Raw genomic sequence first — 26,983 nt, forward strand, 5'->3', positions numbered from 1 at the left:
CGTGCCCCCGCCCCCCGCCCGGCCCGCCCCCGACGGCCGCACGGGCCGGGACCGGCTGCTGGCGGCCCTGTGGCCGCCCCGGGTGGGCCGGGGCCAGCTCGTCGTCGCCCTGGTGCTCTTCGTCGTCGGCCTGGGCGTCGCCATCCAGGTCAGCTCCACCAGCGACCCCAGCGCCCTGCGGGGCGCCCGCCAGGAGGACCTGGTGCGCATCCTGGACGAGCTCGACGACCGCAAGCAGCGGCTCGAGGACGAGAAGTCCCGGCTGGAGGACCAGCAGGCGGAGCTGGAGAACAGCACCGACCGCGCGGAGGAGGCCCGCCGCCAGAACGCGGCCAAGGAGCGCCAGCTCGGCATCCTGGCCGGCACGGTGGCCGCCCAGGGGCCCGGCATCCATCTCGTGATCGGCGACCCGAACGAGACTGTCGAGGCGGACATGCTCCTCAACACGATCCAGGAGCTGCGCGCCGCGGGCGCCGAGGCCATCCAGATCAACGACGTCCGCGTGGTGGCCTCCTCGTACGTGGAGGACGGCTCCTCGGGCGTGTCGGTCGACGGGCGGAAACTGAAGGCCCCGTACACGTTCGAGGCCATCGGCCGCCCCGCCGATCTGGAGCCCGCCCTGCGGATTCCCGGCGGTGTGGTGCAGACGATGGAGAAGGAGCAGGCCACTGTGCGGATCGAGCCCCGGGACAAGGTCGTCGTGGATGCCTTGCGGGACGTGAAGCGGCCTGACTACGCTCGGTCGTCGTCATAGGCCGCGGCCACGGGGGACGACCAGGGGGGCGCTGTATCGAACCGGTGACGTGTGGTGGAAACTGTGGGACGGCTGTGAACGTTCACCGGCTGTGCGTTGTTGCCGCGATGGTCGGCTGATGCAGGTACGGCTCCGAGAGTCCCTGCCCCACGGGCGGGTCTGTTCAAGGTTCAAGGGGAATCGCCCGTGAAGTTGTTTCAGAGGTTGTTCGGTAAGGGCCAGTCGGCGCAGGGCGCCGGCCGTCACCGGGCCCAGGCGCGTCCGGCGGACGAGAGCGGGCCGGGAGGTGCGCCGCTCTTCCGTGACCAGGTCGATCCCGGTGCCACTCCTGCGGGTGACATTTCGGGTGGTCAGGGCGCGTCTTCTGTTGACCCTGGCGTGGCGGGACGCATAGGTTTCGACCAACCGTCGACCTCAAGTACCGGTGGAGGGTTTTCCTCCGCGGGGCACGGGGTTCCCAACGATGCCGCCGCGGGCGATCCGCGGCAGGAGGCGCAGTCCATGGTTTGTACGAGGTGCGGGCACCGCAACGCCGAGGCCAGTCGGTTCTGCTCCAACTGCGGCGCGCCGCTGCGCGCGGGAGCCGTCGCCGAACGCCCCTCGGAGACCACCTCGACGATCTCCATCTCGGGCATCGAGGCCTACGAGGCCGAGGTGATGGGCCAGGCCACGCCGTCCCTGTCGCCCGAGGCGCAGGCCGCCGTGGACGCGCTGCCGCCGGGCTCCGCCCTGCTGGTGGTCCGCCGCGGCCCCAACTCCGGGGCGCGGTTCCTCCTCGACGGTGAGCTCACGACCGCGGGGCGGCACCCGCAGAGCGACATCTTCCTGGACGACGTGACGGTCTCCCGGCGCCACGTGGAGTTCCGCCGCGGCGCGGACGGGCTGTTCTCGGTGGCCGACGTCGGCAGCCTCAACGGCACGTACGTCAACCGGGAGCGGATCGATTCGGCGGTGCTGACCGGCGGCGACGAGGTGCAGATCGGCAAGTTCCGGCTCGTGTTCTACGCCAGCCGGCGGGGCGTCTGAGCCCGACGGGCCGGACGGACTCATGGCGGAGACGGACGGTGGCGGCCCGGTCACCACGGTGACCGGGCGGCTGATGAGCATCGGGGGAGTCCTCGCGGTCCTGCGCGAGGAGTTCCCCGAGGTCACCATCTCCAAGATCCGCTTCCTGGAGGCGGAGGGCCTGGTCGAGCCCCAGCGCACCCCGAGCGGCTACCGCAAGTTCACTGCCGCCGACGTGGCCCGGCTGGCCCAGGTCCTGCGGATGCAGCGCGACCACTACCTGCCGCTGCGGGTGATCCGCGAACAGCTCGACGCCCCCGGCACCCCGCCGGCGCCGTTCCCCGCCCGCGAGACCGCCGGGCAGGACTCCCCGGACGAGGGCAGGCTCAGCCGCGGCGAGCTGCTGCGGGAGGCGGGCGTCGGCGACGGCGAGCTCGCCGACTGGGAGGCGTACGGGCTGATCGCCCCGGACGCCGACGGCGGCTACGACCCGGAGGCCGCGGCCGTGGCCCGGCTGCTGGCCGATCTGGGGCGCTACGGCTTCGAGCCCAGGCACCTCAAGGGGACCAAGGCCGCCGCGGAGCGCGAGGCCGGACTTATCGAACAGGCGATCGCCCCGCTGCGGCGCCATCGCAGCCCGCGGACCAGGGCGGACGCCGAGACCGCGGCCCAGGAGCTGATCGGCCTGGCCAGCCGGCTGCACTCGGTGCTGCTGCGGTCGGCACTGCGTGCCCGTAAGGGGTGAAACGCCCCCTTGCGCCCGAACCGGTCCGGCTGTCGGGACGCCCCGACTACCCAAACCGTACGGGCACGGCCTAGGGTTGCTGTGTGAACGAGCTCGACGTTGTCGGTGTCCGGGTCGAAATGCCCTCGAATCAACCGATCGTGCTCCTGCGCGAAGTGGGCGGCGACCGCTACCTCCCCATCTGGATCGGACCGGGGGAGGCGACCGCGATCGCCTTCGCACAGCAGGGCATGACTCCCGCCAGACCCCTCACCCATGACCTGTTCAAGGACGTCCTCGACGCCATCGGCCAGCGGCTGACCGAGGTGCGCATCACCGATCTGCGCGAGGGCGTGTTCTACGCCGAGCTGGTGTTCTCCTCCGGCGCCGAGGTCTCCGCGCGCCCGTCCGACGCCATAGCGCTGGCGCTGCGCACCGGGACGCCGATCTACGGCAGCGACGGGGTGCTGGACGACGCGGGCATCGCGATCCCGGACGAGCAGGAGGACGAGGTGGAGAAGTTCCGCGAGTTCCTCGACCAGATCTCGCCGGAGGACTTCGGGACCAGCCAGCAGTGACGAGCCTGCGGCAGAACGGGTCCCCGACCGGGCGGTAAAAAGTACTGCCTCCCCTGCGCGTCCTCTAAACCACCCGTAGGGTGATTATCACTCGGCGTGCCGAGTGTGGCGTTCGTTGACGCACCACTGGCGACTGCCTACCGTCGGACAGGCAGGTCAGGGAGCGGAGGTCGGCGTGAGCATCACCGGCAACGGAATGACGGCAGGGGCGGGCCCTTCGGACGGTCCCATCCCGTTCCACGGACGATCCCTGCAGGGGGCGGCCAATGTGAGCTCCGGCGAGACCATCGGCTATCGCGGGCCCACGGCCTGCGCCGCGGCCGGTATCACCTATCGCCAGCTCGACTACTGGGCCCGTACGGGCCTGGTCGAGCCGAGCGTCCGCCCGGCCTACGGCTCGGGCACCCAGCGGCTCTACGGGGCCCGCGACATCGTGGTGCTGAAGATCGTGAAGCGGCTGCTGGACACCGGCGTGTCCCTGCAGAGCATCCGCACCGCGGTGCGCCATCTCGCCGAGTCGAGCTCGTCGGACCTGCGGCAGATGACGCTGATCTGCGACGGGGCCACGGTGTACGAGTGCGCCTCGCCGGACGATCTCGCCGAGCTGCTCTCCGGCGGCCAGGGGATCTTCGGGATCTCCGTCGGCGCGGTGTGGCGCGACGTGCGCGACGCGCTGACGCAGCTGCACGGCGAGCGGGTGGACACCGGCGAGACGCTGCCCGGCGACAGCGCGGCGGACGAGCTGGCGGCGCGGCGCCGCGGCCGGGCCGGCTGACCGGTCCCGCGGACATCCGCTGACGCCGGTTGTCAGTGGCGTAGGGCATGCTCGAACACGTGCCGCAGCCTTCCGTGGCGCGGGCCCCGGACCCCCGGGGTCCCGCGCCGACGATCCTCCATCTGGACATGGACGCCTTCTTCGCCGCCGTCGAGCAGGCCGCCAAGCCCAGCCTGCGCGGCAAGCCCGTGATCGTCGGCGGACTGGGCCCCCGCGGCGTGGTCGCGACCTGTTCGTACGAGGCCCGCGTGTTCGGCGTGCACTCCGCGATGCCCACCGCCCAGGCCCGCCGGCTCTGTCCGAACGCCGCCTACCTGTATCCGCGCGGCGCCGTCTACCGGCGGGTCAGCGGGCAGGTCATGGCGCTGCTCGGCGAGCTGTCCCCGCTGGTGGAGCCGCTCAGCCTGGACGAGGCGTTCGTCGACCTGCGGGCGGGCGGCGTGCCGCCGGACATCGTGCACACCCGGGCGGCGGCCGAGCGGCTGCGCGCCGACATCCGGGCCCGTACGGGCCTGCCGGGGTCGGTGGGACTGGCCGGGTCCAAGATGCTCGCCAAGATCGCCTCCGAGCTGGCCAAGCCCGACGGCCTGCACGTGGTGCTCCCGGGCACCGAGCGGGCGCTGCTGGCCCCGATGCCCGTCCGCACGCTCCCCGGCGTCGGGCCCGCCACCGCGGAGACGCTGCGCCGCGCCGGGCTGACCACGATCCAGCAGCTCGTCGAGGCGGGCGAGGACGAGCTGGTCCGGCTGCTGGGCAAGGCGCACGGCGCCGGGATCCACGTCATGGCGACCGGACACGACGAGCGCCCGGTGGTGGCCGAGCGCGACACGAAGTCCGTCTCCGTCGAGGACACCTACGACGTCGACCTGCACGACCGGATGCGGATCCGCGGCGAGGTGGCCCGGCTGGCGGACCGCTGCGTGGGGCGGCTGCGCGGGGCCGGACGCTCGGGCCGTACGGTGGTGCTGAAGGTCCGGCGGTACGACTTCTCCACCCTCACCCGCTCCGAGACCCTGCGCGGGCCCACGGACGACCCCGTGGTGGTCCGGGAGGCGGCGGAGCGGCTGCTGGAGTCCGTCGACACCACGGGCGGCGTACGGCTGCTCGGCGTCGGCGTCAGCGGGCTCGCGGACTACACGCAGGAGGACCTCTTCGCCCAGTACGCCGAGGCCCACCCCGGCCCGGAGCCCGCCGCGGGCCCCCTGCCGGCGCTGCCCGCGCCCCCCGTCGCGCTGCCGGAGCCGGAGCCCGCGACACGCCGCTGGCTGCCCGGCCACGACGTACGCCACGCCGAGCACGGCGCGGGCTGGGTGCAGGGCAGCGGGGTGGGACGGGTCACGGTGCGGTTCGAGGAGCCGGGGTCGCCGGCGCCGGGCCGGGTGCGGACGTTCGCCGACGACGACCCCGCGCTGGAGCCGGGCGAGCCGCTGCCGCTGGTCCCGGAGGACGCGGCCTGACGCGCCCGTACGGGGCCGGGAGCACGCCCGTACGAGAAGACCTCAGCCCTCCGCCCCCGCGATCCGTCCGAAGTCCCGGTCCGCCGGCGGCGCGGCCTGCCCGGACCCCCGCGCCCGGCGTCCGTCCGCCGTCCCGGGCAGGGTGAGCCCGTAGTGGTGGTAGAGCTGCAGCTCCTGCGCCGGCGACAGATGCCGCCCCACCCCGAAGTCCGGCGCGTCCTTGATCAGCTCCCGCGCGAACGGCACCCGCAGCGTGCCGCCCCGGAGCTCGCTGGGCTCCAGCGGTACGAACGCGTCCCGGTGGAACAGCCCCGTGCGCACGGCCGCCCACTGGGGCCGCCCGGTCGCGTCGTCGAGATAGACCTCGTCGACCGTCCCGATCCGCGTCCCCGCGCTGTCGTACGCCTTGCACCCGATCAGGCTCCGGGGATCGATGTCACCGTGCACGGTCCCTCCAACGGCTCGACTGCCTCGCTGGCTCCACCCAATGCCACATCCCGCCGTACGGCCACTCGAGGCAACCACCCGAGCCGCCCTCCAGCGGGCACCTCCACCCTGCCGTCGGGCGCCTGCCCGGCAGCGCCGCCGGGCACACGTACCCCCTGCTCAAAAGCGTCGGACGTCACGGCGTCGGCCCTCACGCCGCTGGTAGGCTGGAACACGGCTGCAAACCCCGCGCGGGAGAGTCCGTCACCGGCCATCGTGACGGCGCCGAAGGAGCAAATCCTCCCCGGAATCTCTCAGGCACACGTACCGCGCGGACGAGGTCACTCTGGAAAGCAGGGCCGGGTACGTCCCGACCCTCACCGACGGTGAAAACCGGGCCGCGCGGCCCGGTGAAGCTCTCAGGTCGAGATGACAGAGGGGGAGGCCGTTCGGGTGCCACCCCAGGCGCCCCTCGAAGGTCCATGCGACCAGGAGGCCTTTTCGATGACCGCCACCCACCGCCCGTCCCTCGCAGAGCTCGAGCGCGGCATCCCCTTCGAGCAGCGCCACATCGGCCCGGGCCGCGAGGCCGAGGCCAAGATGCTGGCCCAGGTCGGCTACGGCTCCCTGGACGAGCTCACCGACGCCGCCGTCCCGGACGTCATCAAGGGCGCGGAGGCGCTGAACCTGCCCGCGGCCCGCACCGAGCCCGAGGTCCTCGCCGAGCTGCGCGCCCTGGCCGGCCGCAACGAGGTCCTGACCTCCATGATCGGCCTCGGCTACCACGGCACCTTCACCCCGCCGGTCATCCTGCGCAACGTGCTGGAGAACCCGGCCTGGTACACGGCCTACACCCCCTACCAGCCGGAGATCTCCCAGGGCCGGCTCGAGGCGCTGCTCAACTTCCAGACGGTCGTCGCCGACCTCACGGGTCTGCCCACCGCCGGTGCCTCCCTGCTCGACGAGGGCACCGCCGCGGCCGAGGCGATGGCCCTCTCCCGCCGGATGGGCAAGGTCAAGGAGGGCGTCTTCCTGGTCGACGCCGAGACCCTGCCGCAGACCGTCGCCGTCATCGAGACCCGCGCCGAGCCCACCGGCGTCGAGGTCGTCGTCGCCGATCTGAGCGCCGGCATCCCCGACGAGATCGCCGGCCGCGGCGTGTTCGGCGTCCTGCTGCAGTACCCGGGCGCCTCCGGCGAGGTCCGCGACCTGCGCCCCGTGATCGAGCGGGCGCACGAGCTCGGCGCGCTCGTCACCGTCGCCGCCGACCTCCTCGCCCTCACCCTGCTGACGTCCCCCGGCGAGCTCGGCGCCGACATCGCGGTGGGCAACACCCAGCGCTTCGGCGTCCCGATGGGCTTCGGCGGCCCGCACGCCGGCTACATGTCCGTCCGCGACACGTTCGCCCGCAGCCTGCCCGGCCGCCTCGTCGGCGTGTCGAAGGACGCCGACGGCAAGCAGGCGTACCGGCTGGCGCTGCAGACCCGCGAGCAGCACATCCGCCGCGAGAAGGCCACGTCCAACATCTGTACCGCGCAGGTCCTGCTCGCCGTGATGGCCGGCATGTACGCCGTCTACCACGGCCCCGACGGGCTGCGCGCCATCGCCCGGCGCACCCACCGGTACGCGGCCGTCCTGGCCGCCGGACTCACGGCCGGCGGCGTGGAGCTCACCCGCGGCGCCTTCTTCGACACCGTGACGGCGAAGGTTCCCGGCCGCGCCGCGGAGGTCGTCGCCGCCGCCCGCGAGGCCGGCGTGAACCTGCGCCTCACGGACGCCGACCACGTCGGCATCGCCTGCGACGAGACCACCACCCGCGCCGACCTGACCGCCGTCTGGTCCGCCTTCGGCGTCACCGCCGACGCCGGGGCCCTGGACGCCGCCACCGACGACACCCTGCCCGCCGGCCTGCTGCGCACCGACGAGGTCCTCACCCACCCCGTCTTCCACAGCCACCGCTCCGAGACGGCCATGCTGCGCTACCTGCGCAGGCTCGCCGACCGGGACTACGCGCTGGACCGCGGCATGATCCCGCTCGGCTCCTGCACCATGAAGCTGAACGCCACCACCGAGATGGAGCCGATCACCTGGCCCGAGTTCGGTGACCTGCACCCGTTTGCCCCCGCCGAGCAGGCCGAGGGCTTCCTCACCCTGATCCGGGAGCTCGAGGAGCGCCTGGCCGAGGTCACGGGCTACGACAAGGTCTCCCTCCAGCCCAACGCCGGCTCCCAGGGCGAACTCTCCGGTCTGCTGGCCGTCCGCGCGTACCACCGGGCGAACGGCGACACCGGCCGTACGGTGTGCCTGATCCCGTCGTCCGCGCACGGCACCAACGCCGCCAGCGCCGTGATGGCCGGGATGAAGGTCGTGGTCGTCGCCACCCGCGAGGACGGTGATGTCGACGTCGAGGACCTGCACGCCAAGATCGACAAACACCGCGACGAACTCGCCGTGCTGATGGTGACCTACCCCTCCACCCACGGCGTGTTCGAGGAGCAGATCACCGAGGTCTGCGCCGCGGTGCACGAGGCCGGCGGCCAGGTCTACGTCGACGGCGCCAACCTCAACGCCCTGGTGGGCCTGGCCAAGCCGGGCAAGTTCGGCGCGGACGTCTCGCACCTGAACCTGCACAAGACGTTCTGCATCCCGCACGGCGGCGGCGGCCCCGGCGTCGGCCCGGTCGCGGTCCGCGCCCACCTCGCCCCGTATCTGCCCAACCACCCGCTGCAGCCCGCCGCCGGCCCGGAGACCGGCGTCGGCCCCGTCTCCGCCGCCCCCTGGGGCTCCGCCGGCATCCTGCCCATCTCCTGGGCGTACGTCCGGCTGATGGGCGCCGAGGGCCTGCGCCGCGCCACCCAGGTCGCGGTGCTCAGCGCCAACTACGTCGCCAAGCGCCTCGAGCCGCACTACCCGGTGCTCTACACCGGCCCGAACGGCCTGGTCGCGCACGAGTGCATCATCGACGTCCGGCCGCTCACCAAGGCCACCGGCGTGTCCATCGACGACGTGGCCAAGCGGCTCATCGACTACGGCTTCCACGCCCCGACGATGTCGTTCCCCGTGGCCGGCACGCTGATGATCGAGCCCACCGAGTCGGAGGACCTGGCCGAACTCGACCGCTTCTGCGACGCGATGATCGCCATCCGCGCGGAGATCGACAAGGTCGGCTCGGGGGAGTGGGACAAGGCCGACAACCCCCTGGCCAACGCCCCGCACACCGCCGCCGTGCTCGGCGGCGACTGGGAGCACCCGTACACCCGCGCCGAGGCCGTCTTCCCGGCCGGCCTGGACGCGGCCGACAAGTACTGGCCGCCGGTCCGCCGGATCGACGGCGCGTACGGCGACCGGAACCTGGTGTGCTCCTGCCCGCCCATGGAGGAGTACGCGGGCTGACCGCACACACAGGGGGCCGGTCCGGCGGCATGCCGGGCCGGCCTTCGGTCTTCGGGCGGCTCAGGCCGCGGTGATCACACCGGTGGTCCGCAGCGGCCGGTGCGGTGCGATGATCCGCCCGTCGGGCAGCAGCTCACCGGTGTCCTCGAAGAGGACCACCCCGTTGCAGAGCAGGCTCCATCCCTGCTCGGGGTGGTGGGCGACCGGGTGCGCGGCCTCCCGGTCCTCGGAGTCGGCGGTCGGACACGTGGGCTGATGCGGGCACATGGTGATGGATTTCTCTCGCTGCGTCTGCTCGGTGCGATGGCTGGTCGACTGGGTCATGGCCGTCCCCCGTACGAATCGGTCGGAACCAGTGTTGCCCTACGGGCGTCGATCCGCAGGGATTTCGCGATGACTGGTCTCGCTCGGGGAGGACGCATCACCCGGCCGGGCGGTTGCCCGGGCACCCGCGTACCTCCGGACGGCCGGTAGGGATCCGGCCGTCCGGCCCGCGACGGGGGCGGTGCCCCGGGATCAGGCGGTCGTGGGCAGCAGCGACGGGGACGACAGCCGGAGGGTCAGCCGGGGCAGCAAGTCGGCCACCCGGTGCGGGCGGTGGGCCGCGATCCCGGGCGGGGCCGGGGCCAGCGGCACCAGCAGGTCGTCCGGCGCCGGGTGGCCGGTCAGGCCGTCGGCCGTGGTGTCGCCGTGCAGCCACAGGGTGAGCATGTACAGCTCGGGAATGGACAGCAGACGGGTCTGGAACAACCCGGGCAGCGACTCGGCCTGCCGCAGGGCGCGCTCGGTCGCGTCGACGTACGGACCCTGTACGACGTGCGAGAACGCCCAGCCGTCGGCGGTGAGCATCGTCTCCGCGGCGGCCCGTACGCTCTGGTCCGCGCCGCGCAGCAGGAACCGCCAGCCGCCGGGCCGGGTGCTCGGCGGCCCGCCGGCCTCGCCCACCTTGTCCATGATGTGCACGGGCAGCGGCCGTTCGGGGACGAGCGGGCCCTGACTGCGGCTCAGGGCGGCGGTACGGGCACCGAGGACGGCCGGCGAGGACAGCGCCGCGACGACACTGCGCAGGGCGGGGGCGGGGGCTCGGGGTGCAAGCAGCGGCATATCGGTCGCCTCTCACTGGGGACAGACCTGTGGTGCTCGGGGTGGGTCGGTGCGGACGGCGCTGTCGGCTCGCGGGGACAGAGGGCGTCCATGGCCCGGTCGGGGCGGCGCCGGCTCTCTGCCTCGTCGGGGCAGTTTACCCGGCCCTTGTCAGGTCGGTGTTTCGGCCAGGCGGCCCCAATATTGCCGGCAAGAGGAATTCCGGCCGATGTGGGATCGGGCACCGCGGGATGATTCGTGCGGCCCGTGCTCTTGGCCAGGGGAAAGCGCTTCCGTGCAGACGGCCGGAACTCGTCGGTGATTTTCACCAACGATGTGTTCGGTCTCACACCGCTCCCATTATGCCCACGGGATGTGCCTGTTGCGGCAGTACGCGGGAACCGTGAAACGTCCCGATGAGCACAGGCCCGAACGTTACGGATCGCGTGCACGGGGCATTATCCCGGCACGCCCGATCCGAGGAGGACACGTCGATGGGGGAGAAGGTCGCGGCAGGCAGGTTCGACCTGGCCGACCGCCAGCGCTACCGGCAGCGGCTCCGGCAGTGCCTCGCCGGGCTGGAGCGGCTGCTGGAGGAGAATCGCTTCGACCGGCCGCGACCGATGATGGGGGTGGAGCTGGAGCTCAACCTGGTGGGCGTGGACGGTTTTCCGCGCATGCTGAACCACGAGGTGCTCGAGCGAATCGCGAGTCCCGATTTCCAGACCGAACTCGGGCAGTTCAATCTCGAGGTGAACATCGCCCCGCACCGGCTGTCCGCCCGCGTTCTCGACCAGCTCGCGGAAGAACTGCGCACCGGTCTGGGATATGCCGACCGCAAAGCCCGGGAGATCGCCGCCGGCATCGTGATGATCGGTATTCTGCCCACCCTCACCGCGGACGACCTGGTCACCGCGAATCTCTCCGACGTGGACCGCTATCTGCTGCTCAACGATCAGATCATGTCGGCCCGGGGTGAGGAGATAGCCGTCGAGATCCAGGGGGTCGAACGGCTGACGTATCTCGCGGAGTCGATAGCCGCCGAGGCCGCCTGCACCTCCGTACAGCTGCATCTGCAGGTCACGCCGAATCGTTTCGCCGATGTGTGGAACGCCGCCCAGGCGGCCTCGGCGGCGCAGGTCGCCGTGGGCGCCAACTCCCCGTTCGCGTTCGGCCGCGAGCTGTGGCGCGAGTCGCGCACCGAGCTGTTCCTCCAGGCCACCGACACCCGCTCGCCCGAACTGCAGGCCCAGGGCGTCCGGCCGCGGACCTGGTTCGGGGAACGCTGGATCGACGGTGTGCGGGATCTGTTCGAGGAGAACCTCACCTACTTCCCGGCGCTGCTGCCCCTGTGCGGGGAGCAGGACCCGCAGCAGGTCATCGACGACGGCGGCACCCCTGACCTGTACGAACTGGTGCTCCACAACGGCACCATCTACCGCTGGAACAGGCCGGTGTACGGAATCGTCGACGGCGTCCCCCATCTGCGGGTGGAGAACCGGGTGCTGCCCGCTGGGCCGACCGTCACCGACGTCATCGCCAACGCCGCCTTCTACTACGGCCTGGTGCGTACCCTCGCCGACGAGCAGCGCCCGGTGTGGGGCCGGCTGCCGTTCGACGACGCGGCCACCAACTTCGAACAGGCGTGCAGGCACGGTATCGACGCCGAGCTGTTGTGGCCCAGCAGGCGCCGGCTCGGCGGTGTCGTCCGGGTGCCCGCGGTGCGTCTCGTGCGGGAGGAACTGCTGCCCATGGCCGCCGCCGGACTCGACGCCTGGGGCATCGACGCCGCGGACCGGGACCGCTATCTGGGTGTCATCGAGGAACGCTGCCGGCGCCGGGTGAACGGCGCCTCCTGGCAGGCGCAGGCCTTCCACCGGGAGCTGCGCTCGGGGCAGGGCCGGGAGGCGGCCCTGGCCGCGATGACCCGCCGGTACTGCGAACTCACCCGCACCGAGGAGCCGGTGCACACCTGGCCCGCGTGAGCCGGCGGCGGCCGCGCACCCCGGTGCCGCGGCCGCCGTGATCGTCGGGCAAGCTGGGACTTCCCACGGGAACCTCCCGTGCCGGTCGGATCCCGGGGCGAACCTTTCCGGGACACTGGCGTGCGTGATGCCTGTACGACCGGATGGCGGCGAGAACGCGGGAGGACGTGCGGTGGACACGAGCGCGACGGGGCCCGCGGTGGAGTCCGTCGAGGAGATCGGCGGACAGCCCCGGCGGCTGCTGGTCATGGAGACGGTGCTCGTCCTGGCGGTGTCGCTGGGCGCCAGCGCGGTGTCCGCGCTGATCAGCTTCATCGGCTCGGTGACCCGGCCCGGCGGGCTGAAGGACCAGGCCGCGCGCCTCAACACCTCCGCGGCGCCGGGCCGGCCCTGGCTGGACCTGGCCTGGCAGCTGTTCGGCATCACGACGTCGCTCGTCCCCGTGGCGCTGGTCGCGTACTTCCTGCTGCGCGAACGCGCCGGCGGGCTGCGGGCCATCGGCTGCGACCTGAGCCGGCAGGCGTCGGACCTCGGCCGCGGCGCCCTGGTCGCCGCCGGCATCGGCGGCAGCGGGCTGCTGCTCTACCTGGGCGCGCGGGCCTCGGGCGCCAACCTCACCGTCGTACCGGAGTCCCTCCCGGACATCTGGTGGAAGCTGCCGGTGCTGGTCCTCTCGGCGATCCAGAACTCCCTGCTGGAGGAGGTCGTGGTCGTCGGCTATCTGCTGCGCCGCCTCGGCCAGCTGGGCTGGACGCCCGCCGCCTCGCTGGCCGCGAGCGCGCTGCTGCGCGGCTCGTACCACCTCTACCAGGGCATCGGCGGCTTCGCCGGCAACGCGGTGATGGGCGTGATCTTCGTCCTGCTCTACCGCCGCTGGGGCCGGGTCGGGCCGCTCGTCGCCGCGCACGCGCTGATCGACATCGTGGCGTTCGTGGGCTACGCGCTGCTGGCGGGCAAGGTGGACTGGCTGCCCACGGGGTGAGGGCTCACCCCCGGGCGGCGGAGACCGCCAGGGTGTCCATGTAGTCGCGGGTACGGGTGATGCGTCCGTCGTGGACGTGGAGGACGAGCAGGCCGGGGACGGTGAACGCGGCGCCTGTGGCCGGCAGCGAGCCCACCACGACGTGCTCGGCGACGATCACCGCGGGGTCGGTGGTCTCGTGGACCGCGACCTCCCTGACCTCCTCGACCTGTACGGGGCTCGCGCCCCAGGCCGCCCTGTATCCCGCCCGTACGGCTTCCCGGCCCTCGAAGCGCGGGGGGAAGCCCGGCGCGGTGAAGGGGAACTCGTGCACCCCGTCCGGGGCGTAGAGGTCGGCGAGGTCGTCGGCGGACTTGTCGAGCATGGCCCGGTAGTAGCGGGCCAGCACCTCACGGGGGTCGCGTGGCATCGGTGACTCCATTCGCTCAACGCCTGTTGACCCAACGACCGTAGACGCTTCCGGTCCGTTCGGTCAACGGCTGTAGAGTGAACGGGTGCCCACCCCTCCCCAGTCCCGTGCCGACCGCCGCCGGGCCACCGAGGCGCGGATCCTCGCCGGCGCCCGCGAGCTGTTCGCCGCGAAGGGATTCGACCGCACCACCATCCGCGCCGTGGCGGGCGCGGCGGGCGTCGACCCGGCGCTGGTCATGCAGTACTTCGGCTCGAAGCGCGAGCTGTTCACCCGGGCGGTGCAGGCGGCGCCGGTCCCCCCGGCGGCAGGAGCGGACCCCGGCGCGCTCGTCGACCAGCTGATGGCCACGCTCGGCCTCAAGCTCGGCGGCCTCCCCGAGGGCACCCTCGCGATGATGCGGTCGATGCTCACGGACCCGGCCGCCGCCGAGCACGTCCGTACCGTCCTGGGCCGGCAGATCGACGGCGTCGGCGCCGCCCTGCCCGCGGCCGGGGACGCGGAGCTGCGTGCCGCGCTGATCGTCACTACCCTGCTGGGGGTCACGATCGGCCATCAGCTCCTCGGCCTGGAGGCGCTGCGGGACGTTCCCGCCGACCGCGTCGCCGCCCTGCTCCGCCCGGCCGTCGAGGCCCTGGCGGGGCGGCCGTCCGAGTAACTCCCACCATTCGTTTCCGGCCATCCGGTCGGGCGAGCCTTGTCGTATCCAATTCGCCGATATATCGTTGAGGCATCGCGATGCTTACGCGATCACTCTCGGAAAGGAATACGATCATGCGATCCCCTCACTTTGCACACGAAGGCGGCCCCCACGACGGGCGCCGCGCGGCATTCGGTCCCTTCGGGCCCCCCTTCGGCCCCTTCGGCGGTCCGGGGCCCTTCGGCCCCCGCGGTCGCGGCGGGCACCGGGGGAGGGCGCGCAAGGGAGACGTCCGGGCGTCGATCCTGGCCCTGCTGAAGGACCGGCCGATGCACGGCTACGAGATGATCCAGGAGATCGCCGAGCGCAGCGGCGGCGCCTGGAAGCCCAGTCCGGGGTCGGTCTACCCGACGCTGCAGATGCTCGAGGACGAGGGGCTGATAAATAGCCGGACGGAGGGCGGCAAGAAGCTCTTCACCCTCACCGACAGCGGACGCGAGGAGGCCGAGTCCGGTCCCGACGCCCCCTGGGAGGAGGCCGGCCGCGGCGTCGACTGGGAGGCCATGCAGGAGATCGGCCAGGCGGGCATGGCGCTCGCCGAGGCGTTCCGCCAGGCCTGGACCACCGGCACGCCGGAGCAGCGCCGGAAGGCGATCGCCGTCGTCAACGACGCGCGCAAGAAGCTCTACCTGATCCTCGCCGACGAGGACGAGAGCTGACCGGGCGTGCCCGCCGCCGCTCCGGCGGGCACCCCGGGCGTCAGTCCGCCGGCCCCTGCCCCGGCGCGAGCGACAGCACGTCGATCCGGCCGCCGCTGCACACCTCGCCCGTCGACCACCGGACGTCCCGGGCCGTGCGCCGGTCCGGCGGAATCACCTCCAGCACCGCCGGCGTGCCCTGACAGGGCCCGGTGGTGCTGTCGCCCTCCCCGGGGACCTGCGACCAGTGCAGCCGCGTCCACGCCGCCCGGCCCGGGCGCAGCGTCAGCTGTACGGGGCGCCGCGAGCGGTCCCGGACCACGGAGGTCGGCAGGTCACGCCCCCGTGCGTCGACCAGCTGCAGCCCCGGATAGCCCTGCGTACGGCAGGCGGTGTCCGAGGCGTTGGTGATCACCAGCACCGTGTAGCGGTTGCCCGCCGCCGGGTTGAGCTGGCGCAGCGACATCCGCAGCGCGTCCGTCGCGCACCAGGCCGGCCGCGTCTCCTGCTGTACCGCGGGGGCCGCGGCGGTGGTCGGGGCGGCCTCGTCCGTCGTCCCCGGGTCGTCGGGGGTGGCGCTGTCCTGGGTCGGTTCGCCTTCGTCCGGCGCGGCGGCCGAGGACGCCGCGCCCGCCGGTGTGCCGGGCGCGGATCGGTCTCCGGTCGTACAGCCGGCTGCCAGCAGGCCCGCGAGCGCGCAGACCGTGACCGCGGCGCGGGTTCGGGATCGGTTCATGTCGTCCCCTTGGGGTTGGAGTGACCATGCCGAAACGTGGTGCCGGTCCTTGGACTCTGCCGCGGTCCCGGTGGTTCCACTTTGATGCGTACCCCGCTTCGGCCGGTAAGGCGCCACCGCCGTCGATACTCCTGTCGCCGCCTGTCATCATGGCCCGATGCACATGTCTGAGGGACGCAACGCGGGGCTGGGCCTGGCCCTCGCCTCCGCGCTTGCGTTCGGTGGTTCGGGGACCGCGGCCAAGCCGCTGATCGAGGCGGGGCTCGGCCCGCTGCACGTCGTCTGGCTGCGGGCGGCCGGTGCCGCGCTGGTCCTGCTGCCGCTGGCGTGGCGCCACCGGTCGCTGCTGCGCACCCATCCCGCGCTGCTCGCCGGCTACGGACTGCTGGGCGTGGCCGGTGTGCAGGCGTTCTACTTCGCGGCGATCGCGCGGATCCCGGTGGGGGTCGCGCTGCTCATCGAGTACCTCGGCCCCGCGCTCGTCCTCGGCTGGATCCGGTTCGTGCAGCGCCGTCCCGTCTCGCGTGCCGCGGCGGCCGGCGTGGTGCTGGCCGTGACGGGCATGGCGTGTGTGGTCGAGGTCTGGACGGGGATGCGGTTCGGGCCGGCGGGGGTGGCGCTGGCCCTGGGCGCCGCCGTCTGTCAGGCCGCGTACTTCATCCTCGGCGACCACGGCAGGGGTACGGACGGGAAGGCGCCGGACCCGCTGGGCGTCATCGCGTACGGGCTGCTCATCGGTGCCGTCGTGCTCACCGCCGTCGCCCGGCCCTGGGGGATGGACTGGGCGGTGCTGGGCGGGCCGGCGGAGCTGGGGTCGCGGTCGGTGCCGGCGGGGGTGCTGCTGGCGTGGGTGATCCTGATCGCCACGGTCGTCGCGTATCTCACCGGGATCGTCTCGGTGCGGCTGCTCTCGCCGCAGGTGGCTGGGGTGGTGTCGTTCCTGGAGGCCGTCGTGGCGACCGTACTGGCCTGGGTGCTGCTCGGTGAGCATCTGGCCGCGCCGCAGCTCGCCGGCGGGGCGCTGGTGCTGGTCGGGGCGTTCATCGCGCAGACCTCGCGGCCGAAGACGTCCGGCGGGGAGCCCGTCGCCTCCGGCGGGTCCGAGGCGGCGTTGCCCGCGCCGCAGCGCACCGCGTAGGGTCACGGGCATGCCAGGCACCCTCGTTCTCCCCCCTCCGGCCGCGTAGCGCGGGCCGCACCGTCCGGGAGGCCGGCGTCCGGGTCCGGACGTCTCACGGCCCTCGCGCCGCTTTCCGCTGCCCGCAGAAGGAATCCCCGACCACTTCCTTCACGCGCGGAGAAACCACGTGCCGAATCACACCTCCGCCCTGTCCCCGTTGCCGACGGGGAAGGGACTCTTCTTCCTGATGGTGGCCGGAGCCGCCTGGGGTACGGCCGGCGCCGCCGGCTCCCTGGTCTTCCGGATCAGCGAACTGGGCCCCCTGGGCCTGTCCTTCTACCGCCAGCTCGGCGGGACCGCCCTGATGCTGCTGCTCCTGGCCTTCCGGCCGCGCCCGCCCCGGCCCGCCGCCGTCCGGCCGGCGCCGCGCCGGGTCTGGGTGCCGCGGATCGTCATGGCGCTGAGCATGGCGCTGTTCCAGAGCGCCTACTTCGGCGCCGTCGGATCGACGGGTCTGGCCGTCGGTACGGTCGTCACCCTCGGCGCCGGCCCCGTGCTCATCGCGCTCGGCGGCCGGCTGTTCCTCGGCGAACGCATGGGCGCCGGCGGACTCGCGGCCGTCGCCGGCGCGCTGGCGGGCCTCGCGGTGCTGGTGCTCGGGGGATCGGCGGCGACGGTACGGCCGGCGGGCGTCGCCCTCGCCGTCGTGTCGGCGTCCGGTTACGCGGCCACCACGCTGCTCACCCGGTGGGCGGGCCGGGGCGGTGAGGCGCAGGACACGGTACGGACCACGGCCTGGACCTTCGGGCTGGGCGCCGTACCGCTGCTGCCGCTGGCCGCCGCCGAGGGTCTGCTGCCGCACACCGCGGAGCCGGCCCGGCTCGCCCTGATCCTGGCGTACGTCGCGGTGGTGCCGACCGCCCTGGCATACGTGCTGTACTTTGCCGGCGCGGCCGTGGTCCGGGCCGCCACCGTCTCGGTGATCATGCTGATCGAGCCGGTGAGCGCGGCGATCGTCGCCGTCACGCTGCTCGGCGAACACCTCACCGCGGCCACCGTGGCGGGCACGGTCCTGCTGCTGGCCGCCGTCGTCGGCCTCACGGCGGCGGAGACCCGCGCGGCGACGGCCCGGCGGACACCCGCCGGGCCGTCGCCCGCGCTGCTCACCTGCCGGGAGTGACCGGCGGCCGGCCGGCCTCCTGACGCGCCGCCCGGCGCAGCAGGTTGCCGCGCGCCGCCCCGTCCAGGGGTGCGTTCCGCCCGGCCAGTCCGGCGGCGACGCGCTCCTGGACCGCGCGCGGGTTCTTGCCCGCGTACTTGAACTTCGCCCGCACCCGCGTGACCTCCAGCCGCAGCACCCGGATCCCCGGCAGCAGCCGCCCGAACGGTTCGGTCCCGGGCGCGATCGGGGCGTGCGAGCCGGCGCCCTGGAAGTGGTCCGTCTGCCGGGCCAGCAGCCGCGCTGTCAGCTCCGGATCGGTCACGACATGTGCCGTGCAGTGCAGCTGGACGGCCGCGTAGAAGCTGGTCGGCACGCCGTGCGCGGCGGGCGTCCCGGCCTCCGCCTTCCACGCCCCGGGGACGAACGCGTAGTCGTCGACCACGCTCAGCAGCACCTCGGGGGCGTCCTCGATCGCCTTCAGCACGGGATTGGGCCGGGCCAGATGCGTCACGACCTCCGCGCGCCCCGCGTCGTACGCGAAGTGCACGGGCTGGACGAACGGCGGCTCGCCGGCGGAGCCGTTGACGGCGAGCTGGCCGAAGTCGCGTCCCGTGAGCCAGTCCTGCCATTCGGCGTCGTCGTACGGGGCGTCCCAGGGGTGGATCAGCATGCCGGGGCCTCCTCCCGGACGAGGGCGGACACATACCCGGGGGTGTCGGTGCCCGGCGCGAGGTCCGGGTCCGGGACCGGGGTGCCGTACACCGTGCGGACGGGGACGATGCCGGCCCAGTGCGGCAGGCCCATGTCCTCGTCGTCGTCGATGACCCCGGCGGCGCGGACCTTCGCCGAGACCTCCGCGAGGTCGAGCGCCAGCACCGCCGTCGCCGCGAGCTCCCTGGCGTTCGCCGGCCGGCAGCCGGCGGTCCGGCCCGGCACCACGTGCTCGGTCAGCGCGTCCAGCGCCTCGGCCTTGGCCGCCGGGTCGGTGACCTGGCGGGCGGTGCCGTGGACGACCACCGAGCGGTAGTTGATCGAGTGGTTGAACGCCGAGCGGGCGAGCACCAGCCCGTCCACGTGGGTGACGGTCACGCAGACCTTCAGGCCGGGGTCCGCCGACCGCAGCGGGCGCGAGCCCGTCGAGCCGTGCACGTACAGGACGTGGCCCACCCGGGCGTAGAGCGTCGGCAGTACGACCGGGGCGCCGTCGCGCACGAAGCCGAGATGGCAGACGTACCCCTCGTCGAGGATCGCGTGCACCAGGTCGTGGTCGTAGGAGGCGCGCTCCCGCGACCGGGTCGGTATGGTGCGCTCGGTCGGTGGGTAGCTTCCCATGGCGGACTCCATTGCACTAGTGCATAATGTTCTTTGTGCTAGGAGAATATCGGATCACGGGTCGGCGCGCAGCCGACATTTCCGCCGACGTCGAGCGCGCGGTGGGCGAAGGGCTGCTCGAGCCGGGCCAACTGCTGCCCCCGATGCGGCAGTTGGCGCAGGACCTCGGCGTCAATCCCAATACGGTCTCGGCCGCGTACCGCACCCTGCGCGAACGCGGGGTCATCGAGACGGACGGCCGCCGCGGCAGCCGGGTGCGCGCCCGCCCCTCGACGACCGCCCGCGAGCGGATCCAGGTCGTCGCCCCGCCGGGCACCCGCAACCTCGGCGACGGCAACCCGGACACCGCCCTGCTGCCCCCGCTGGACGACGCCCTCGCGTTCGCCGCCCGCCGCGCCCGCGAGGAGCCCGCCCTCTACGGCACCGACGCCGTCCGCCCGGAGCTGGCCCGCCTGGCCCGCGAGGCGTTCACCGCCGACGGCGTCCCCGCCGGGCCGATCGGCGTCACGTCCGGCACCCTTGACGCGATCGAGCGGCTGCTGACGGTGTGGCTGCGCGCGGGTGACGCCGTGGCCGTCGAGGACCCCGGCTGGGGCGCCGTCCTGGATCTCGTCCCCGCGCTGGGCCTGCGCCCGGTGCCCGTCGCCGTGGACGACGACGGACCGCTGCCCGACGCCGTGGAGCGCGCCCTCGACGGCGGTGCCCGCGCGCTGATCGTCACGTCCCGCGCGCAGAACCCCACCGGCGCCGCGCTCGGCGCCCGCCGCTCCCGCGAACTGCGGGCGGTGCTGGCCCGGCACCCGCAGACCCTGCTGATCGAGGACGACCACGGCCACCACATCGTCGGCCGGCCGCCCCACCCCCTGGCCGGCGCCACCGAGCGCTGGGCGTTCGTCCGCTCGGCCGCCAAGGCCTACGGACCGGACCTGCGCCTGGGCGTCTTCACCGGCGACCCCGTCGGCGTGGACCGCGTCCTGGGCCGCCAGCGGCTCGCCGCGGGCTGGGTGAGCCACCTCCTCCAGGACACCGTCACCCACCTGTGGCGCACCGGCGCCGTCGACCCCCGCGAGGTCGCCGCCTCCTACGGGACCCGGCGCGACGCGCTGATCGCCGCCCTCGCCCGGCGGGGGGTCACGGCGCACGGCCGCAGCGGGATGAACGTGTGGATCCCCGTACCCGACGAGACCGGCGCCGTCGCCCGGCTGCTCCAGTCCGGCTGGGCCGTCGCCCCCGGCGCCCGCTTCCGCCTCGCCTCACCGCAGGGCGTCCGCGTCACCGTCTCGCGCCTCACCCCGGCCGACACCGAACATCTTGCAGACGCCCTCGCGGACGCCTGCGGCCCGGCCGTCTCCCGGCACTACGCGTGATCAGGCACGCCGCCGGCTCTGGGTGAGCGCCGCCCCCGCGAGCACGATCAGCGCCCCGACAGGGGTGTTCCAGCCCAGGTCCTCCCCGAGGACCAGGAATCCGGCGGCGGTCGCGATCACCGGGATGAAGTACGTGACCATCGTGGCCGTCGTCGGGCCGACCTCGGAGACGAGGCCGTACTGCAGCAGGAACGCCGTACCCGTACCCAAGGCGCCGAGCGCCACCACGGACAGCACCGGCAGCAGCGGGAACGACGTCGGCACCGGCGTGAGGACCGCCGCCGCCACGGCCAGCTGCACGGTGCCCACCAGCAGCTGCCCGCCCGCCATCGACAGGTTCGAGTGCCCGCTCCCGGCCAGCGTGCGCCGTACGTACAGCCAGCCCACCGCATAGCTCGCCGACGCGACCAGCGCCATCCCCGTCCCGGCCAGGTCCTGCCCCGCGAAGCCCTCCCACGCGCCCAGCACCACCAGCACGCCCACGAAGCCGATCCCCAGCCCCGCCACCCTGCGCCGCGTCGGCCGGTCGTCGGACAGGGCGGACAGCGAAAGCACCATGGCCCACAGCGGCGTCGTGGCGTTGCAGATGCCGGCCAGGGCGGAGGGGATGGTCAGCTCGGCGTACGCGAAGAGGGTGAACGGCAGCGCGTTCAGCAGGAACGACGCGACCGCGATATGCCCCCACACCCCGGCCCCGCGCGGCAGCCGCTCCCGCTTGACCGCCATCACGCCCAGCAGCACAGCCGTGCCGAAGACCAGCCGGCCCAGGGTCACCTGGAGCGGCGCGAAGCCGTCCGTGCCGACCTTGATGAACAGGAAGCTGAAGCCCCAGATCAGCGAGAGGGCCGCGAAGCGGACGCGCCAGTCGAGGGCGCGGCGGGCGGCCGGCGGGGCGGCGGAGGGGGTCGGCTCGGTGCCGGTGGCGTGATGCGGCGAGTCGCCGACAGCGGTGGTCATGACCATTATGATGCGGCATGCAATTACGTAGAACCAGCGAGACTTTCTTCGCCCTATTGCGTAGCATCCCTTAGATGAATCTCGAGCGACTCCGCACCCTCGCCGCCGTCGCCCGGCACGGCTCGGTGAGCGCCGCGGCCGAGGGGCTGCACGTGACGACGTCGGCCGTGTCCCAGCAGCTCGCCAAGCTGGAACGGGAGGCGGGCCAGCAGCTCCTCGCCAAGCACGGGCGCGGGGTGCGGCTGACCGACGCCGGGCGGCTGCTGTCGGAGCACGCGGTGCGGATCCTGTCGCAGGTCGAGGTCGCCCAGGCCGATCTGGAGGCGCACCGCGGACAGGCCGTGGGCGAGCTGAACGTGGCGGCCTTCCCGACCGCCGCCCGGGGCCTGGGACCCGCCGCGCTCGCGACGCTCAGGGCCGCCCACCCGGGGCTGCGCACCCGGCTGTGCGAGACCGAGCCGAGCGGCTCGCTGCCCGGCGTGGTGCGCGGCGACTTCGATCTGGCCGTCGTGCTCGACTGGTACAACAAGCCGATGCCGCTGCCCGCGGGCCTCGCCCGCGAGGCGCTGCTCGACGACGTCGCGGACGTGGCGGTCCCGGCGGACCACGCGCTCGCCGGCCGCGCCGAGATCGACCTCGAGGACCTGGCGGAGGACGACTGGATCGCCTGGCCCGAGGGCGAGTTCTGCCGCGAGTGGCTGATGTTCACCATGCGCGGCAAGGGCATCGAGCCGCGCGTCATGCACACCGCGGAGGAGCACCACACCCAGCTGGCGCTGGTCGCCGCCGGACTGGGCGTCGCGGTCGCCCCGCGGCTGGGCCGCGGCCCGCTCCCCGCGGGTGTACGGGCGGTGCCGGTGCGCAACACGGTACGGCGCCACATCTACGCCGTCTGGCGCTCGGACGCGGACCGCCGCCCGTCGATCCGGGCGGCGGTCGAGGCGCTGCGGGTGGCCGCCGCTCAGGTCACCCGAGACGGACCTCGTCACCCTGCACGGTGACGGGGGCCGGGGCGAGGGCCTGGGTGGCCGGGCCGTTCTTCACCGAGCCGTCCTCGATGGAGTACTTGCTGCCGTGACAGGCGCAGTTGATGGTGCCGTCGCCGACCGACGACACGATGCAGCCCTGATGGGTGCAGACGGCGCTGAAGCCCTTGAAGTCCCCGGCGGCGGGCTGGGTGACGACGACCTTCTGGTCCTTGAAGATCTTCCCGCCGCCCTCGGGGATGTCGGACGTCTTGGCGAGATCGCCCCCCGCCGGGGTCCCCCCGGCCTCGGGTGACGATTCGTTCGGCGACGCCTCGTCGCCGGAGGAGTCCGGCGAATCCGACCCGCAGGCGGTGAGCGCGGTGGTGAGGCCGACCGCGCCGACCGCTCCGGCGGCCGTGACGACGGTACGGCGGGACGTGCCGCGTCCGGGCACAGACGATCCTGACATGGGATGGGCCTCCAGCTCGCAGGGGATGTTTCTGAGACTCGATACGGACGCGGCACGCCGCGCGTTCACCGGCCCCTGCGAGGATCTTCCCGCTGTCCGTCCGCCACCGGGGAGGCGACACCCCGGTGGCGGACGGACGGGTTCACGGCGGGTCAGCCCAGGAGGCGGACCGCCTGGTAGTACGTCCAGGCGGTGCTGTCGCAGGCCGTCTTCGTGGCGCCGGAGTAGCGGGCGCAGACGCGCTTGAGGTCTTCGTAGAACGCGCTGTCGATGCGGGACTTGTTGGCGGAGAAGGTGCCCATCGCCTTGTAGTTGCGGTAGCCGAAGTCGTGCCGCTGACAGGACTTCTGGAACGGGAAGCCGAACGGGTTGTCGGGTGAGCTGCTGCAGTAGTCGGTCGTCCAGATGAAGCCGTACGCCGACCAGGCGGAGCGGTTCGCCTCCGCGGCCGACCAGGCGTTGTAGCTGGTCACGCTGGTCTGCGTGAAGCTTGCCAGCACCTGCGGTTTGTCGGCGGGGGCGGCCGTGGCGGTGGACGCCGTGGCGAGGACGGTGGCGATCGTGGCGACGCCGGCGGCCAGACCCTTCAGGGCGGTACGGGCCAAGAGAGCTCCTCGAGTAGGTGCGCCGGAGGGCGGCGCACGGGCTGGAGACGCTCCAACACCCCGGGGGGTCCGGGGTGTTGGCTGGTACGGGTGCCTTGTTTACGCGCGTGGACTCGAGAGTGGCCGTAAGCCGTGCCGCTGACAAGACCCTTAAGGGGTCCGTGGGGTGAACGGCCCGCGTGTCCGGGAGGCGTGCGGCGACCGGACACGGGTCCAGGGTCCGTGTCCGGTCGCCGGTCGGGGGTGCTCAGGGAGCGGTCAGAAGGTCAGGCCCCAGGAGTTGATGTAGCCGGTGTCGCCGGACGCGCCGTCGGTGACCCGCAGCTTCCAGACGCCGTTGGCGGTCTCGGAGGAGGCGTTCACCGTGTAGGTGGTGTTGATGTTGTCGGCCGAGCCGCCGGTGCCGGACGCCTTCAGCGTGTACGCCGAGCCGTCGGGGGCGATCAGCTGGACGGTGAGGTCACCGATCCACGTGTGGACGATGTTCACCGGGACCTGCAGGGTCGCGGGGGCGTTGCCGGTGACGCCGGAGACCGTGAGGGGAGACTCGACGGTGGCGCGGTCCGCGATGGTGTAGTCGGTGGCGTTGGTGAAGACCTTGCCGGACGGCGGCGGGGTGGTGCCGCCGACCCCGACGTTCAGCAGCTTGTTGGGGGAGCCGGTGCCCGGGCTGGTGACGACGCCGCTGGTGGCCTGGGCGACGAGGGCGGCGGACACCTGGGCGGGGGTGGCCGAGGTGTGGTCGGCGAGGTAGAGGGCCGCGGCGCCGGTGACGTGCGGGGTGGCCATCGAGGTGCCGGAGATGGAGTTGGTGGCGCTGTCGCCGGTGTTCCAGGACGAGGTGATGGACGAGCCCGGCGCGAAGATGTCCAGGATCGTGCCGTAGTTCGAGTAGCTGGCGCGGGCGTCGGTGCTGGTGGTGGCGCCGACGGTGATCGCCTCGGAGACGCGGGCCGGCGAGTAGCTGGACGCGTTGGCGCTGTCGTTGCCCGCGGCGACCGCGAAGGTCACGCCGGAGGAGATGGCGCGTCGCACCGCGTCGTCCAGGGTGGCGCTGGCGCCGCCGCCGAGCGACATGTTGGCGACGGAGGGGCCGGAGTGGTTGGCCGTCACCCAGTCGATGCCGTCGATCACGCCGGCGGTGGTGCCGGAACCGGCGTTGTCCAGCACCCGCACGGCCACGACGGAGGCCTTCTTGGCCACACCGTAGGTGGCGCCCGCGACGGTGCCGGCGACGTGCGTGCCGTGGCCGTTGCCGTCCTGGGCGACGTTGTCGCCCTCGACGGCGTCGTAGCCGTTGCGGGCCCGGCCGCCGAAGGTGGTGTGGGAGATGCGGACGCCGGTGTCGATGATGTAGGCGGTGACGCCCTGGCCGGCCGTGTCGTCGTAGGTGTACGACGAGTTCAGCGGCAGGTTCGTCTGGTCGATGCGGTCCAGGCCCCAGGACGGCGGGTTGGTCTGCGTGGCCTGGATGGAGACGGTCCGGTTCTGCTCGACGCGCGCCACCGACGGGTCGGCGGCGAGCTCGGCCGCCTCGGCCGCGGTCGCCTCGACGGTGAAGCCGTTGACCGCCTTGCGGAAGGTCTTGCCGACCTTGGCGCCGTGCTTGCCGGCGACGGCCTTGCCCTGGGAGGAGGCGGCCTCGGTGCCGTCCTTCAGGGTCACGATGTAGCTGCCCTTGACCGCGCCGGGGGCGCCGGCGTTGACGACCGTGCCGGTGGGCTCGGCCGCGGTCGCGGGCAGCGCCGCGCAGAGGCCGAAGGTGAGGGAGGCCGCGGCCACGGCGCTCGCGCCCGTGGTCAGTCCGAGCCGGTGACGGCGTATCTCTGCCATGTGGGGGGTTCCTTCGCGTTCGGTGGTGACTTGTGGGGGGACGACGCGCCGGGCTGCAGGCACGGCACATCGCATGACAGGTCCATGCCAATCCATTGCAACTGTCATGGCCCTGCGCAACCGAAAGACTGCGGGGTCTACGCGGATTGCGCAAGAGGACCTACGCGGAAGTAACACGCCCACCACACAAACGTATTGGCGCAACAAGGCCAACCGGAACAAACACGCGCGCCGGTCGCCGGAGGTGATCGGCGACCGGCGGCGGACGGGACCGCTAACCGGTGATGCGGCGTATGACCTGGGGAAATGCCTGCCTGTGCGGCGGCGTTCGCCCTCCGGCGGGGTGGATCCCCTGGAGTGGGTCGAGCTCTCGGGTGCGATGTGACCAACGCCACACGGCGAAGCGGATCTTGGCCGACGTCCACCGACCCTTTGCCGGCCGGCCGACACCGGAGACGGGGGCCATTTGCACCGTGCGGCCGCGTGACCGGCGGCTGTCGGTCAAGATGTGGTCATGGCGGACTCTCTCGAACTGGACCTGGCCGGAGCCGTGTTGCGGCTCGAACTCTCCGACGCCGGTGAGCCGGCGACCGGCCCCGGCCCGGCGCCCGGCGACGCCCCGGACCTCCCGGAGGGCTTCGGCACGGCGACCCCCGTGGCCGGCCGGCGCGGCCGCAGCGCGGTGCTCGCCACCGAGGGGCTGCGGACGATGCTGAGCCCGCTGGGTCCCCTGCTGGAGGAGGTGCACCGCTCGGTCACCGCCGCCGCCCAGCCGCCCCAGCAGCTCTCGGTCTCCTTCGGCGTCCAGGTCGGCCAGGACCTCAAACTGGGCATCGTCGGCGTCAACGGCCACGCGACGATGACCCTTTCGGCCACCTGGGACCTCACCACCGGCGAGCCGGCGCCGCCGGCCTCGTAACTGCCGGAGACTCATCGAGCGCCTCCGCGAGGGTGTCGGAGGCGACCGTCGAACCACGCGGGGGCCGCGGCACGGTGACGACGGCCCACACGGTCTTGCCGATCCCATCGCGTGGATGGCTGCCGAAGCTGTCGGCGAGCTCGGCAACCAGCGTGAGTCCCCGGCCGCGTTCGTCGTCGGGTCCGGCATCCATGCGACGGGGTTCGGCGCGCAGGGTGTCGGAGACCTCGATGCGGATCTGCCCGTCATCCCCGAGCAGACGCACGTGGAAGTAACGGCCGGGCGCGTGCTGCACGGCGTTGGTGGCCAGTTCGCTGGCGATGAGCGCCATTACGTCGATGGCGTCGGTGCCGTGGCCCCACCTGCAGAGCCTCCTGCACACCAGACGACGGGCAAGAGACACGCTGCGCACATGCGAGGTAAACGTCATCTGCCAAGTCTGTACGGACGTTGCGCAGTCGATCCTCGTACTCATCCGCGTAACCGTGTTCATCGTCATCCCCTTGCCTGTGCCGTCCACAAGATCAAGCGTTGCCGCTCGCAGAGAATGAAGGAATGGCCACCTAGAGTTACCATCTGGGTAATATGGTGTGCTCCGGCCCACTG

General features: G+C 72.9%; 28 protein-coding genes and 1 riboswitch. Of the genes, 16 read left to right on the forward strand and 12 right to left on the reverse strand.

Features of this window, described 5'->3' with window-relative positions; translation table 11 throughout:
- Nucleotide 1: 1 nt before the first annotated feature.
- The 6 genes from SRB5_RS31485 (at nucleotide 2) to SRB5_RS31510 (ending at nucleotide 5,293) form a co-directional block, all read left to right on the forward strand.
- Nucleotides 2-754, forward strand: a complete 753-nt coding sequence (locus SRB5_RS31485; RefSeq protein ID WP_323378799.1) for a DUF881 domain-containing protein — start codon at nucleotides 2-4, stop codon at nucleotides 752-754.
- Between the two features lie 501 nt (nucleotides 755-1,255).
- Nucleotides 1,256-1,780, forward strand: a complete 525-nt coding sequence (locus SRB5_RS37795) for an FHA domain-containing protein (RefSeq protein ID WP_407704015.1) — start codon at nucleotides 1,256-1,258, stop codon at nucleotides 1,778-1,780.
- Between the two features lie 22 nt (nucleotides 1,781-1,802).
- Nucleotides 1,803-2,504, forward strand: a complete 702-nt coding sequence (gene ftsR, locus SRB5_RS31495) for a transcriptional regulator FtsR (protein ID WP_153456892.1) — start codon at nucleotides 1,803-1,805, stop codon at nucleotides 2,502-2,504.
- Nucleotides 2,505-2,587: 83 nt separating this feature from the next.
- The gene (locus SRB5_RS31500) at nucleotides 2,588-3,061 is read left to right on the forward strand and encodes a bifunctional nuclease family protein (RefSeq protein WP_323378800.1); all 474 of its coding nucleotides are present in this window, start codon (nucleotides 2,588-2,590) and stop codon (nucleotides 3,059-3,061) included.
- Between the two features lie 268 nt (nucleotides 3,062-3,329).
- Complete coding sequence (locus SRB5_RS31505) at nucleotides 3,330-3,836, forward strand: MerR family transcriptional regulator (protein WP_407704016.1); 507 nt, start codon at nucleotides 3,330-3,332, stop codon at nucleotides 3,834-3,836.
- 128 nt (nucleotides 3,837-3,964) lie between these two features.
- Nucleotides 3,965-5,293 (forward strand): DNA polymerase IV, encoded by a 1,329-nt coding sequence (locus SRB5_RS31510; RefSeq protein WP_267132628.1) that lies wholly within the window; start codon nucleotides 3,965-3,967, stop codon nucleotides 5,291-5,293.
- Nucleotides 5,294-5,335: 42 nt separating this feature from the next.
- On the opposite strand, the gene SRB5_RS31515 is transcribed toward SRB5_RS31510, so the two are convergent.
- On the reverse strand, nucleotides 5,336-5,740 hold the full coding sequence (locus tag SRB5_RS31515; RefSeq protein WP_323378802.1) for a PRC-barrel domain-containing protein: 405 nt from the start codon (nucleotides 5,738-5,740) through the stop codon (nucleotides 5,336-5,338).
- 221 nt (nucleotides 5,741-5,961) lie between these two features.
- A riboswitch (glycine riboswitch) is annotated at nucleotides 5,962-6,059 on the forward strand.
- A gap of 164 nt (nucleotides 6,060-6,223) precedes the next feature.
- Here SRB5_RS31515 and gcvP point away from each other — a divergent pair.
- On the forward strand, nucleotides 6,224-9,112 hold the full coding sequence (gcvP, locus tag SRB5_RS31520) for an aminomethyl-transferring glycine dehydrogenase (protein WP_153456894.1): 2,889 nt from the start codon (nucleotides 6,224-6,226) through the stop codon (nucleotides 9,110-9,112).
- Nucleotides 9,113-9,172: 60 nt separating this feature from the next.
- Here gcvP and SRB5_RS31525 read toward each other — a convergent pair whose 3' ends face one another.
- A complete protein-coding gene (locus SRB5_RS31525; protein ID WP_153456927.1) occupies nucleotides 9,173-9,379 on the reverse strand; it encodes a DUF5999 family protein in 207 nt (68 codons plus the stop codon).
- 249 nt (nucleotides 9,380-9,628) lie between these two features.
- A complete protein-coding gene (locus SRB5_RS31530; RefSeq protein ID WP_153456895.1) occupies nucleotides 9,629-10,216 on the reverse strand; it encodes a hypothetical protein in 588 nt (195 codons plus the stop codon).
- A 473-nt stretch (nucleotides 10,217-10,689) separates the two neighbouring features.
- On the opposite strand from SRB5_RS31530, the gene SRB5_RS31535 reads away from it, so the two are divergent.
- Nucleotides 10,690-12,180, forward strand: coding sequence for a glutamate--cysteine ligase (locus SRB5_RS31535; protein ID WP_153456896.1), 1,491 nt, complete (start codon nucleotides 10,690-10,692; stop codon nucleotides 12,178-12,180).
- Nucleotides 12,181-12,427: 247 nt separating this feature from the next.
- Nucleotides 12,428-13,162 carry a CPBP family intramembrane glutamic endopeptidase gene (locus tag SRB5_RS31540; RefSeq protein ID WP_228390599.1) on the forward strand — a complete coding sequence of 245 codons (735 nt, stop codon included), beginning with the start codon at nucleotides 12,428-12,430 and terminating at the stop codon, nucleotides 13,160-13,162.
- A 4-nt stretch (nucleotides 13,163-13,166) separates the two neighbouring features.
- On the opposite strand, the gene SRB5_RS31545 is transcribed toward SRB5_RS31540, so the two are convergent.
- Nucleotides 13,167-13,571: a nuclear transport factor 2 family protein gene (locus tag SRB5_RS31545; RefSeq protein ID WP_228390595.1), complete on the reverse strand. Its 405-nt coding sequence runs from the start codon at nucleotides 13,569-13,571 to the stop codon at nucleotides 13,167-13,169.
- 85 nt (nucleotides 13,572-13,656) lie between these two features.
- Here SRB5_RS31545 and SRB5_RS37650 point away from each other — a divergent pair, with 85 nt between their 5' ends.
- Together SRB5_RS37650 and SRB5_RS31555 are read left to right on the forward strand one after the other, a co-directional pair.
- Nucleotides 13,657-14,229 carry a TetR/AcrR family transcriptional regulator gene (locus tag SRB5_RS37650; RefSeq protein WP_323378803.1) on the forward strand — a complete coding sequence of 191 codons (573 nt, stop codon included), beginning with the start codon at nucleotides 13,657-13,659 and terminating at the stop codon, nucleotides 14,227-14,229.
- A 116-nt stretch (nucleotides 14,230-14,345) separates the two neighbouring features.
- Nucleotides 14,346-14,930: a PadR family transcriptional regulator gene (locus SRB5_RS31555; RefSeq protein ID WP_228390596.1), complete on the forward strand. Its 585-nt coding sequence runs from the start codon at nucleotides 14,346-14,348 to the stop codon at nucleotides 14,928-14,930.
- A 40-nt stretch (nucleotides 14,931-14,970) separates the two neighbouring features.
- Here the strand turns inward: SRB5_RS31555 and SRB5_RS31560 are convergent, their stop codons facing one another.
- The gene (locus SRB5_RS31560) at nucleotides 14,971-15,645 is read right to left on the reverse strand and encodes a DUF4232 domain-containing protein (protein ID WP_153456900.1); all 675 of its coding nucleotides are present in this window, start codon (nucleotides 15,643-15,645) and stop codon (nucleotides 14,971-14,973) included.
- Between the two features lie 157 nt (nucleotides 15,646-15,802).
- Here SRB5_RS31560 and SRB5_RS31565 point away from each other — a divergent pair, with 157 nt between their 5' ends.
- Nucleotides 15,803-16,783 (forward strand): EamA family transporter, encoded by a 981-nt coding sequence (locus tag SRB5_RS31565; RefSeq protein WP_153456901.1) that lies wholly within the window; start codon nucleotides 15,803-15,805, stop codon nucleotides 16,781-16,783.
- 229 nt (nucleotides 16,784-17,012) lie between these two features.
- Nucleotides 17,013-17,945, forward strand: coding sequence for a DMT family transporter (locus tag SRB5_RS31570; RefSeq protein WP_194293087.1), 933 nt, complete (start codon nucleotides 17,013-17,015; stop codon nucleotides 17,943-17,945).
- On the opposite strand, the gene SRB5_RS31575 is transcribed toward SRB5_RS31570, so the two are convergent.
- Together SRB5_RS31575 and SRB5_RS31580 are read right to left on the reverse strand one after the other, a co-directional pair.
- Nucleotides 17,929-18,597, reverse strand: coding sequence for an FMN-binding negative transcriptional regulator (locus SRB5_RS31575; protein ID WP_153456902.1), 669 nt, complete (start codon nucleotides 18,595-18,597; stop codon nucleotides 17,929-17,931). The genes SRB5_RS31570 and SRB5_RS31575 overlap by 17 nt on opposite strands.
- Nucleotides 18,591-19,259 carry a pyridoxamine 5'-phosphate oxidase family protein gene (locus SRB5_RS31580; protein ID WP_228390597.1) on the reverse strand — a complete coding sequence of 223 codons (669 nt, stop codon included), beginning with the start codon at nucleotides 19,257-19,259 and terminating at the stop codon, nucleotides 18,591-18,593. Before SRB5_RS31580 ends, SRB5_RS31575 begins: the two co-directional genes overlap by 7 nt.
- Before the next feature lie 35 nt (nucleotides 19,260-19,294).
- On the opposite strand from SRB5_RS31580, the gene SRB5_RS31585 reads away from it, so the two are divergent.
- A complete protein-coding gene (locus SRB5_RS31585; RefSeq protein ID WP_323378805.1) occupies nucleotides 19,295-20,626 on the forward strand; it encodes an aminotransferase class I/II-fold pyridoxal phosphate-dependent enzyme in 1,332 nt (443 codons plus the stop codon).
- On the opposite strand, the gene SRB5_RS31590 is transcribed toward SRB5_RS31585, so the two are convergent.
- Nucleotides 20,627-21,583 (reverse strand): DMT family transporter, encoded by a 957-nt coding sequence (locus SRB5_RS31590; protein WP_153456905.1) that lies wholly within the window; start codon nucleotides 21,581-21,583, stop codon nucleotides 20,627-20,629.
- Between the two features lie 74 nt (nucleotides 21,584-21,657).
- On the opposite strand from SRB5_RS31590, the gene SRB5_RS31595 reads away from it, so the two are divergent.
- Entirely contained in the window at nucleotides 21,658-22,584 is a 927-nt protein-coding gene (locus SRB5_RS31595) for a LysR family transcriptional regulator (RefSeq protein ID WP_153456906.1), read from the forward strand.
- On the opposite strand, the gene SRB5_RS31600 is transcribed toward SRB5_RS31595, so the two are convergent.
- The 3 genes from SRB5_RS31600 to SRB5_RS31610 all read right to left on the reverse strand — a co-directional run bounded on the left by SRB5_RS31600 (nucleotide 22,550) and on the right by SRB5_RS31610 (nucleotide 25,458).
- The gene (locus SRB5_RS31600) at nucleotides 22,550-23,020 is read right to left on the reverse strand and encodes a Rieske (2Fe-2S) protein (RefSeq protein WP_153456907.1); all 471 of its coding nucleotides are present in this window, start codon (nucleotides 23,018-23,020) and stop codon (nucleotides 22,550-22,552) included. The genes SRB5_RS31595 and SRB5_RS31600 overlap by 35 nt on opposite strands.
- Before the next feature lie 152 nt (nucleotides 23,021-23,172).
- Nucleotides 23,173-23,625 (reverse strand): phospholipase, encoded by a 453-nt coding sequence (locus tag SRB5_RS31605; protein WP_153456908.1) that lies wholly within the window; start codon nucleotides 23,623-23,625, stop codon nucleotides 23,173-23,175.
- A 258-nt stretch (nucleotides 23,626-23,883) separates the two neighbouring features.
- Complete coding sequence (locus SRB5_RS31610) at nucleotides 23,884-25,458, reverse strand: S8 family peptidase (RefSeq protein WP_153456909.1); 1,575 nt, start codon at nucleotides 25,456-25,458, stop codon at nucleotides 23,884-23,886.
- A 514-nt stretch (nucleotides 25,459-25,972) separates the two neighbouring features.
- Between SRB5_RS31610 and SRB5_RS31615 the strand changes: the two genes are divergently transcribed.
- Nucleotides 25,973-26,377 (forward strand): CU044_2847 family protein, encoded by a 405-nt coding sequence (locus SRB5_RS31615; RefSeq protein WP_153456910.1) that lies wholly within the window; start codon nucleotides 25,973-25,975, stop codon nucleotides 26,375-26,377.
- Here the strand turns inward: SRB5_RS31615 and SRB5_RS31620 are convergent.
- Nucleotides 26,343-26,807: an ATP-binding protein gene (locus tag SRB5_RS31620; RefSeq protein ID WP_153456911.1), complete on the reverse strand. Its 465-nt coding sequence runs from the start codon at nucleotides 26,805-26,807 to the stop codon at nucleotides 26,343-26,345. The genes SRB5_RS31615 and SRB5_RS31620 overlap by 35 nt on opposite strands.
- Between the last annotated feature and the right edge of the window lie 176 nt (nucleotides 26,808-26,983).

This window comes from Streptomyces smaragdinus (assembly GCF_009604385.1).
Taxonomy (GTDB): domain Bacteria; phylum Actinomycetota; class Actinomycetes; order Streptomycetales; family Streptomycetaceae; genus Streptomyces; species Streptomyces smaragdinus.

Bases quoted from the DNA above. Each gene is read 5' to 3' on its own strand.
- SRB5_RS37795 (WP_407704015.1), top strand. From the start codon at position 1,256: ATGGTTTGTACGAGGTGCGGGCACCGCAACGCCGAGGCCAGTCGGTTC.
- ftsR (WP_153456892.1), top strand. From the start codon at position 1,803: ATGGCGGAGACGGACGGTGGCGGCCCGGTCACCACGGTGACCGGGCGG.
- SRB5_RS31510 (WP_267132628.1), top strand. From the start codon at position 3,965: ATGGACGCCTTCTTCGCCGCCGTCGAGCAGGCCGCCAAGCCCAGCCTG.
- gcvP (WP_153456894.1), top strand. From the start codon at position 6,224: ATGACCGCCACCCACCGCCCGTCCCTCGCAGAGCTCGAGCGCGGCATC.
- SRB5_RS31525 (WP_153456927.1), bottom strand. From the start codon at position 9,379: ATGTGCCCGCATCAGCCCACGTGTCCGACCGCCGACTCCGAGGACCGG.
- SRB5_RS31530 (WP_153456895.1), bottom strand. From the start codon at position 10,216: ATGCCGCTGCTTGCACCCCGAGCCCCCGCCCCCGCCCTGCGCAGTGTC.
- SRB5_RS31535 (WP_153456896.1), top strand. From the start codon at position 10,690: ATGGGGGAGAAGGTCGCGGCAGGCAGGTTCGACCTGGCCGACCGCCAG.
- SRB5_RS31540 (WP_228390599.1), top strand. From the start codon at position 12,428: ATGGAGACGGTGCTCGTCCTGGCGGTGTCGCTGGGCGCCAGCGCGGTG.
- SRB5_RS31545 (WP_228390595.1), bottom strand. From the start codon at position 13,571: ATGCCACGCGACCCCCGTGAGGTGCTGGCCCGCTACTACCGGGCCATG.
- SRB5_RS31555 (WP_228390596.1), top strand. From the start codon at position 14,346: ATGCGATCCCCTCACTTTGCACACGAAGGCGGCCCCCACGACGGGCGC.
- SRB5_RS31560 (WP_153456900.1), bottom strand. From the start codon at position 15,645: ATGAACCGATCCCGAACCCGCGCCGCGGTCACGGTCTGCGCGCTCGCG.
- SRB5_RS31565 (WP_153456901.1), top strand. From the start codon at position 15,803: ATGCACATGTCTGAGGGACGCAACGCGGGGCTGGGCCTGGCCCTCGCC.
- SRB5_RS31570 (WP_194293087.1), top strand. From the start codon at position 17,013: ATGGTGGCCGGAGCCGCCTGGGGTACGGCCGGCGCCGCCGGCTCCCTG.
- SRB5_RS31575 (WP_153456902.1), bottom strand. From the start codon at position 18,597: ATGCTGATCCACCCCTGGGACGCCCCGTACGACGACGCCGAATGGCAG.
- SRB5_RS31580 (WP_228390597.1), bottom strand. From the start codon at position 19,259: ATGGGAAGCTACCCACCGACCGAGCGCACCATACCGACCCGGTCGCGG.
- SRB5_RS31590 (WP_153456905.1), bottom strand. From the start codon at position 21,583: ATGACCACCGCTGTCGGCGACTCGCCGCATCACGCCACCGGCACCGAG.
- SRB5_RS31595 (WP_153456906.1), top strand. From the start codon at position 21,658: ATGAATCTCGAGCGACTCCGCACCCTCGCCGCCGTCGCCCGGCACGGC.
- SRB5_RS31600 (WP_153456907.1), bottom strand. From the start codon at position 23,020: ATGTCAGGATCGTCTGTGCCCGGACGCGGCACGTCCCGCCGTACCGTC.
- SRB5_RS31610 (WP_153456909.1), bottom strand. From the start codon at position 25,458: ATGGCAGAGATACGCCGTCACCGGCTCGGACTGACCACGGGCGCGAGC.
- SRB5_RS31615 (WP_153456910.1), top strand. From the start codon at position 25,973: ATGGCGGACTCTCTCGAACTGGACCTGGCCGGAGCCGTGTTGCGGCTC.
- SRB5_RS31620 (WP_153456911.1), bottom strand. From the start codon at position 26,807: ATGACGTTTACCTCGCATGTGCGCAGCGTGTCTCTTGCCCGTCGTCTG.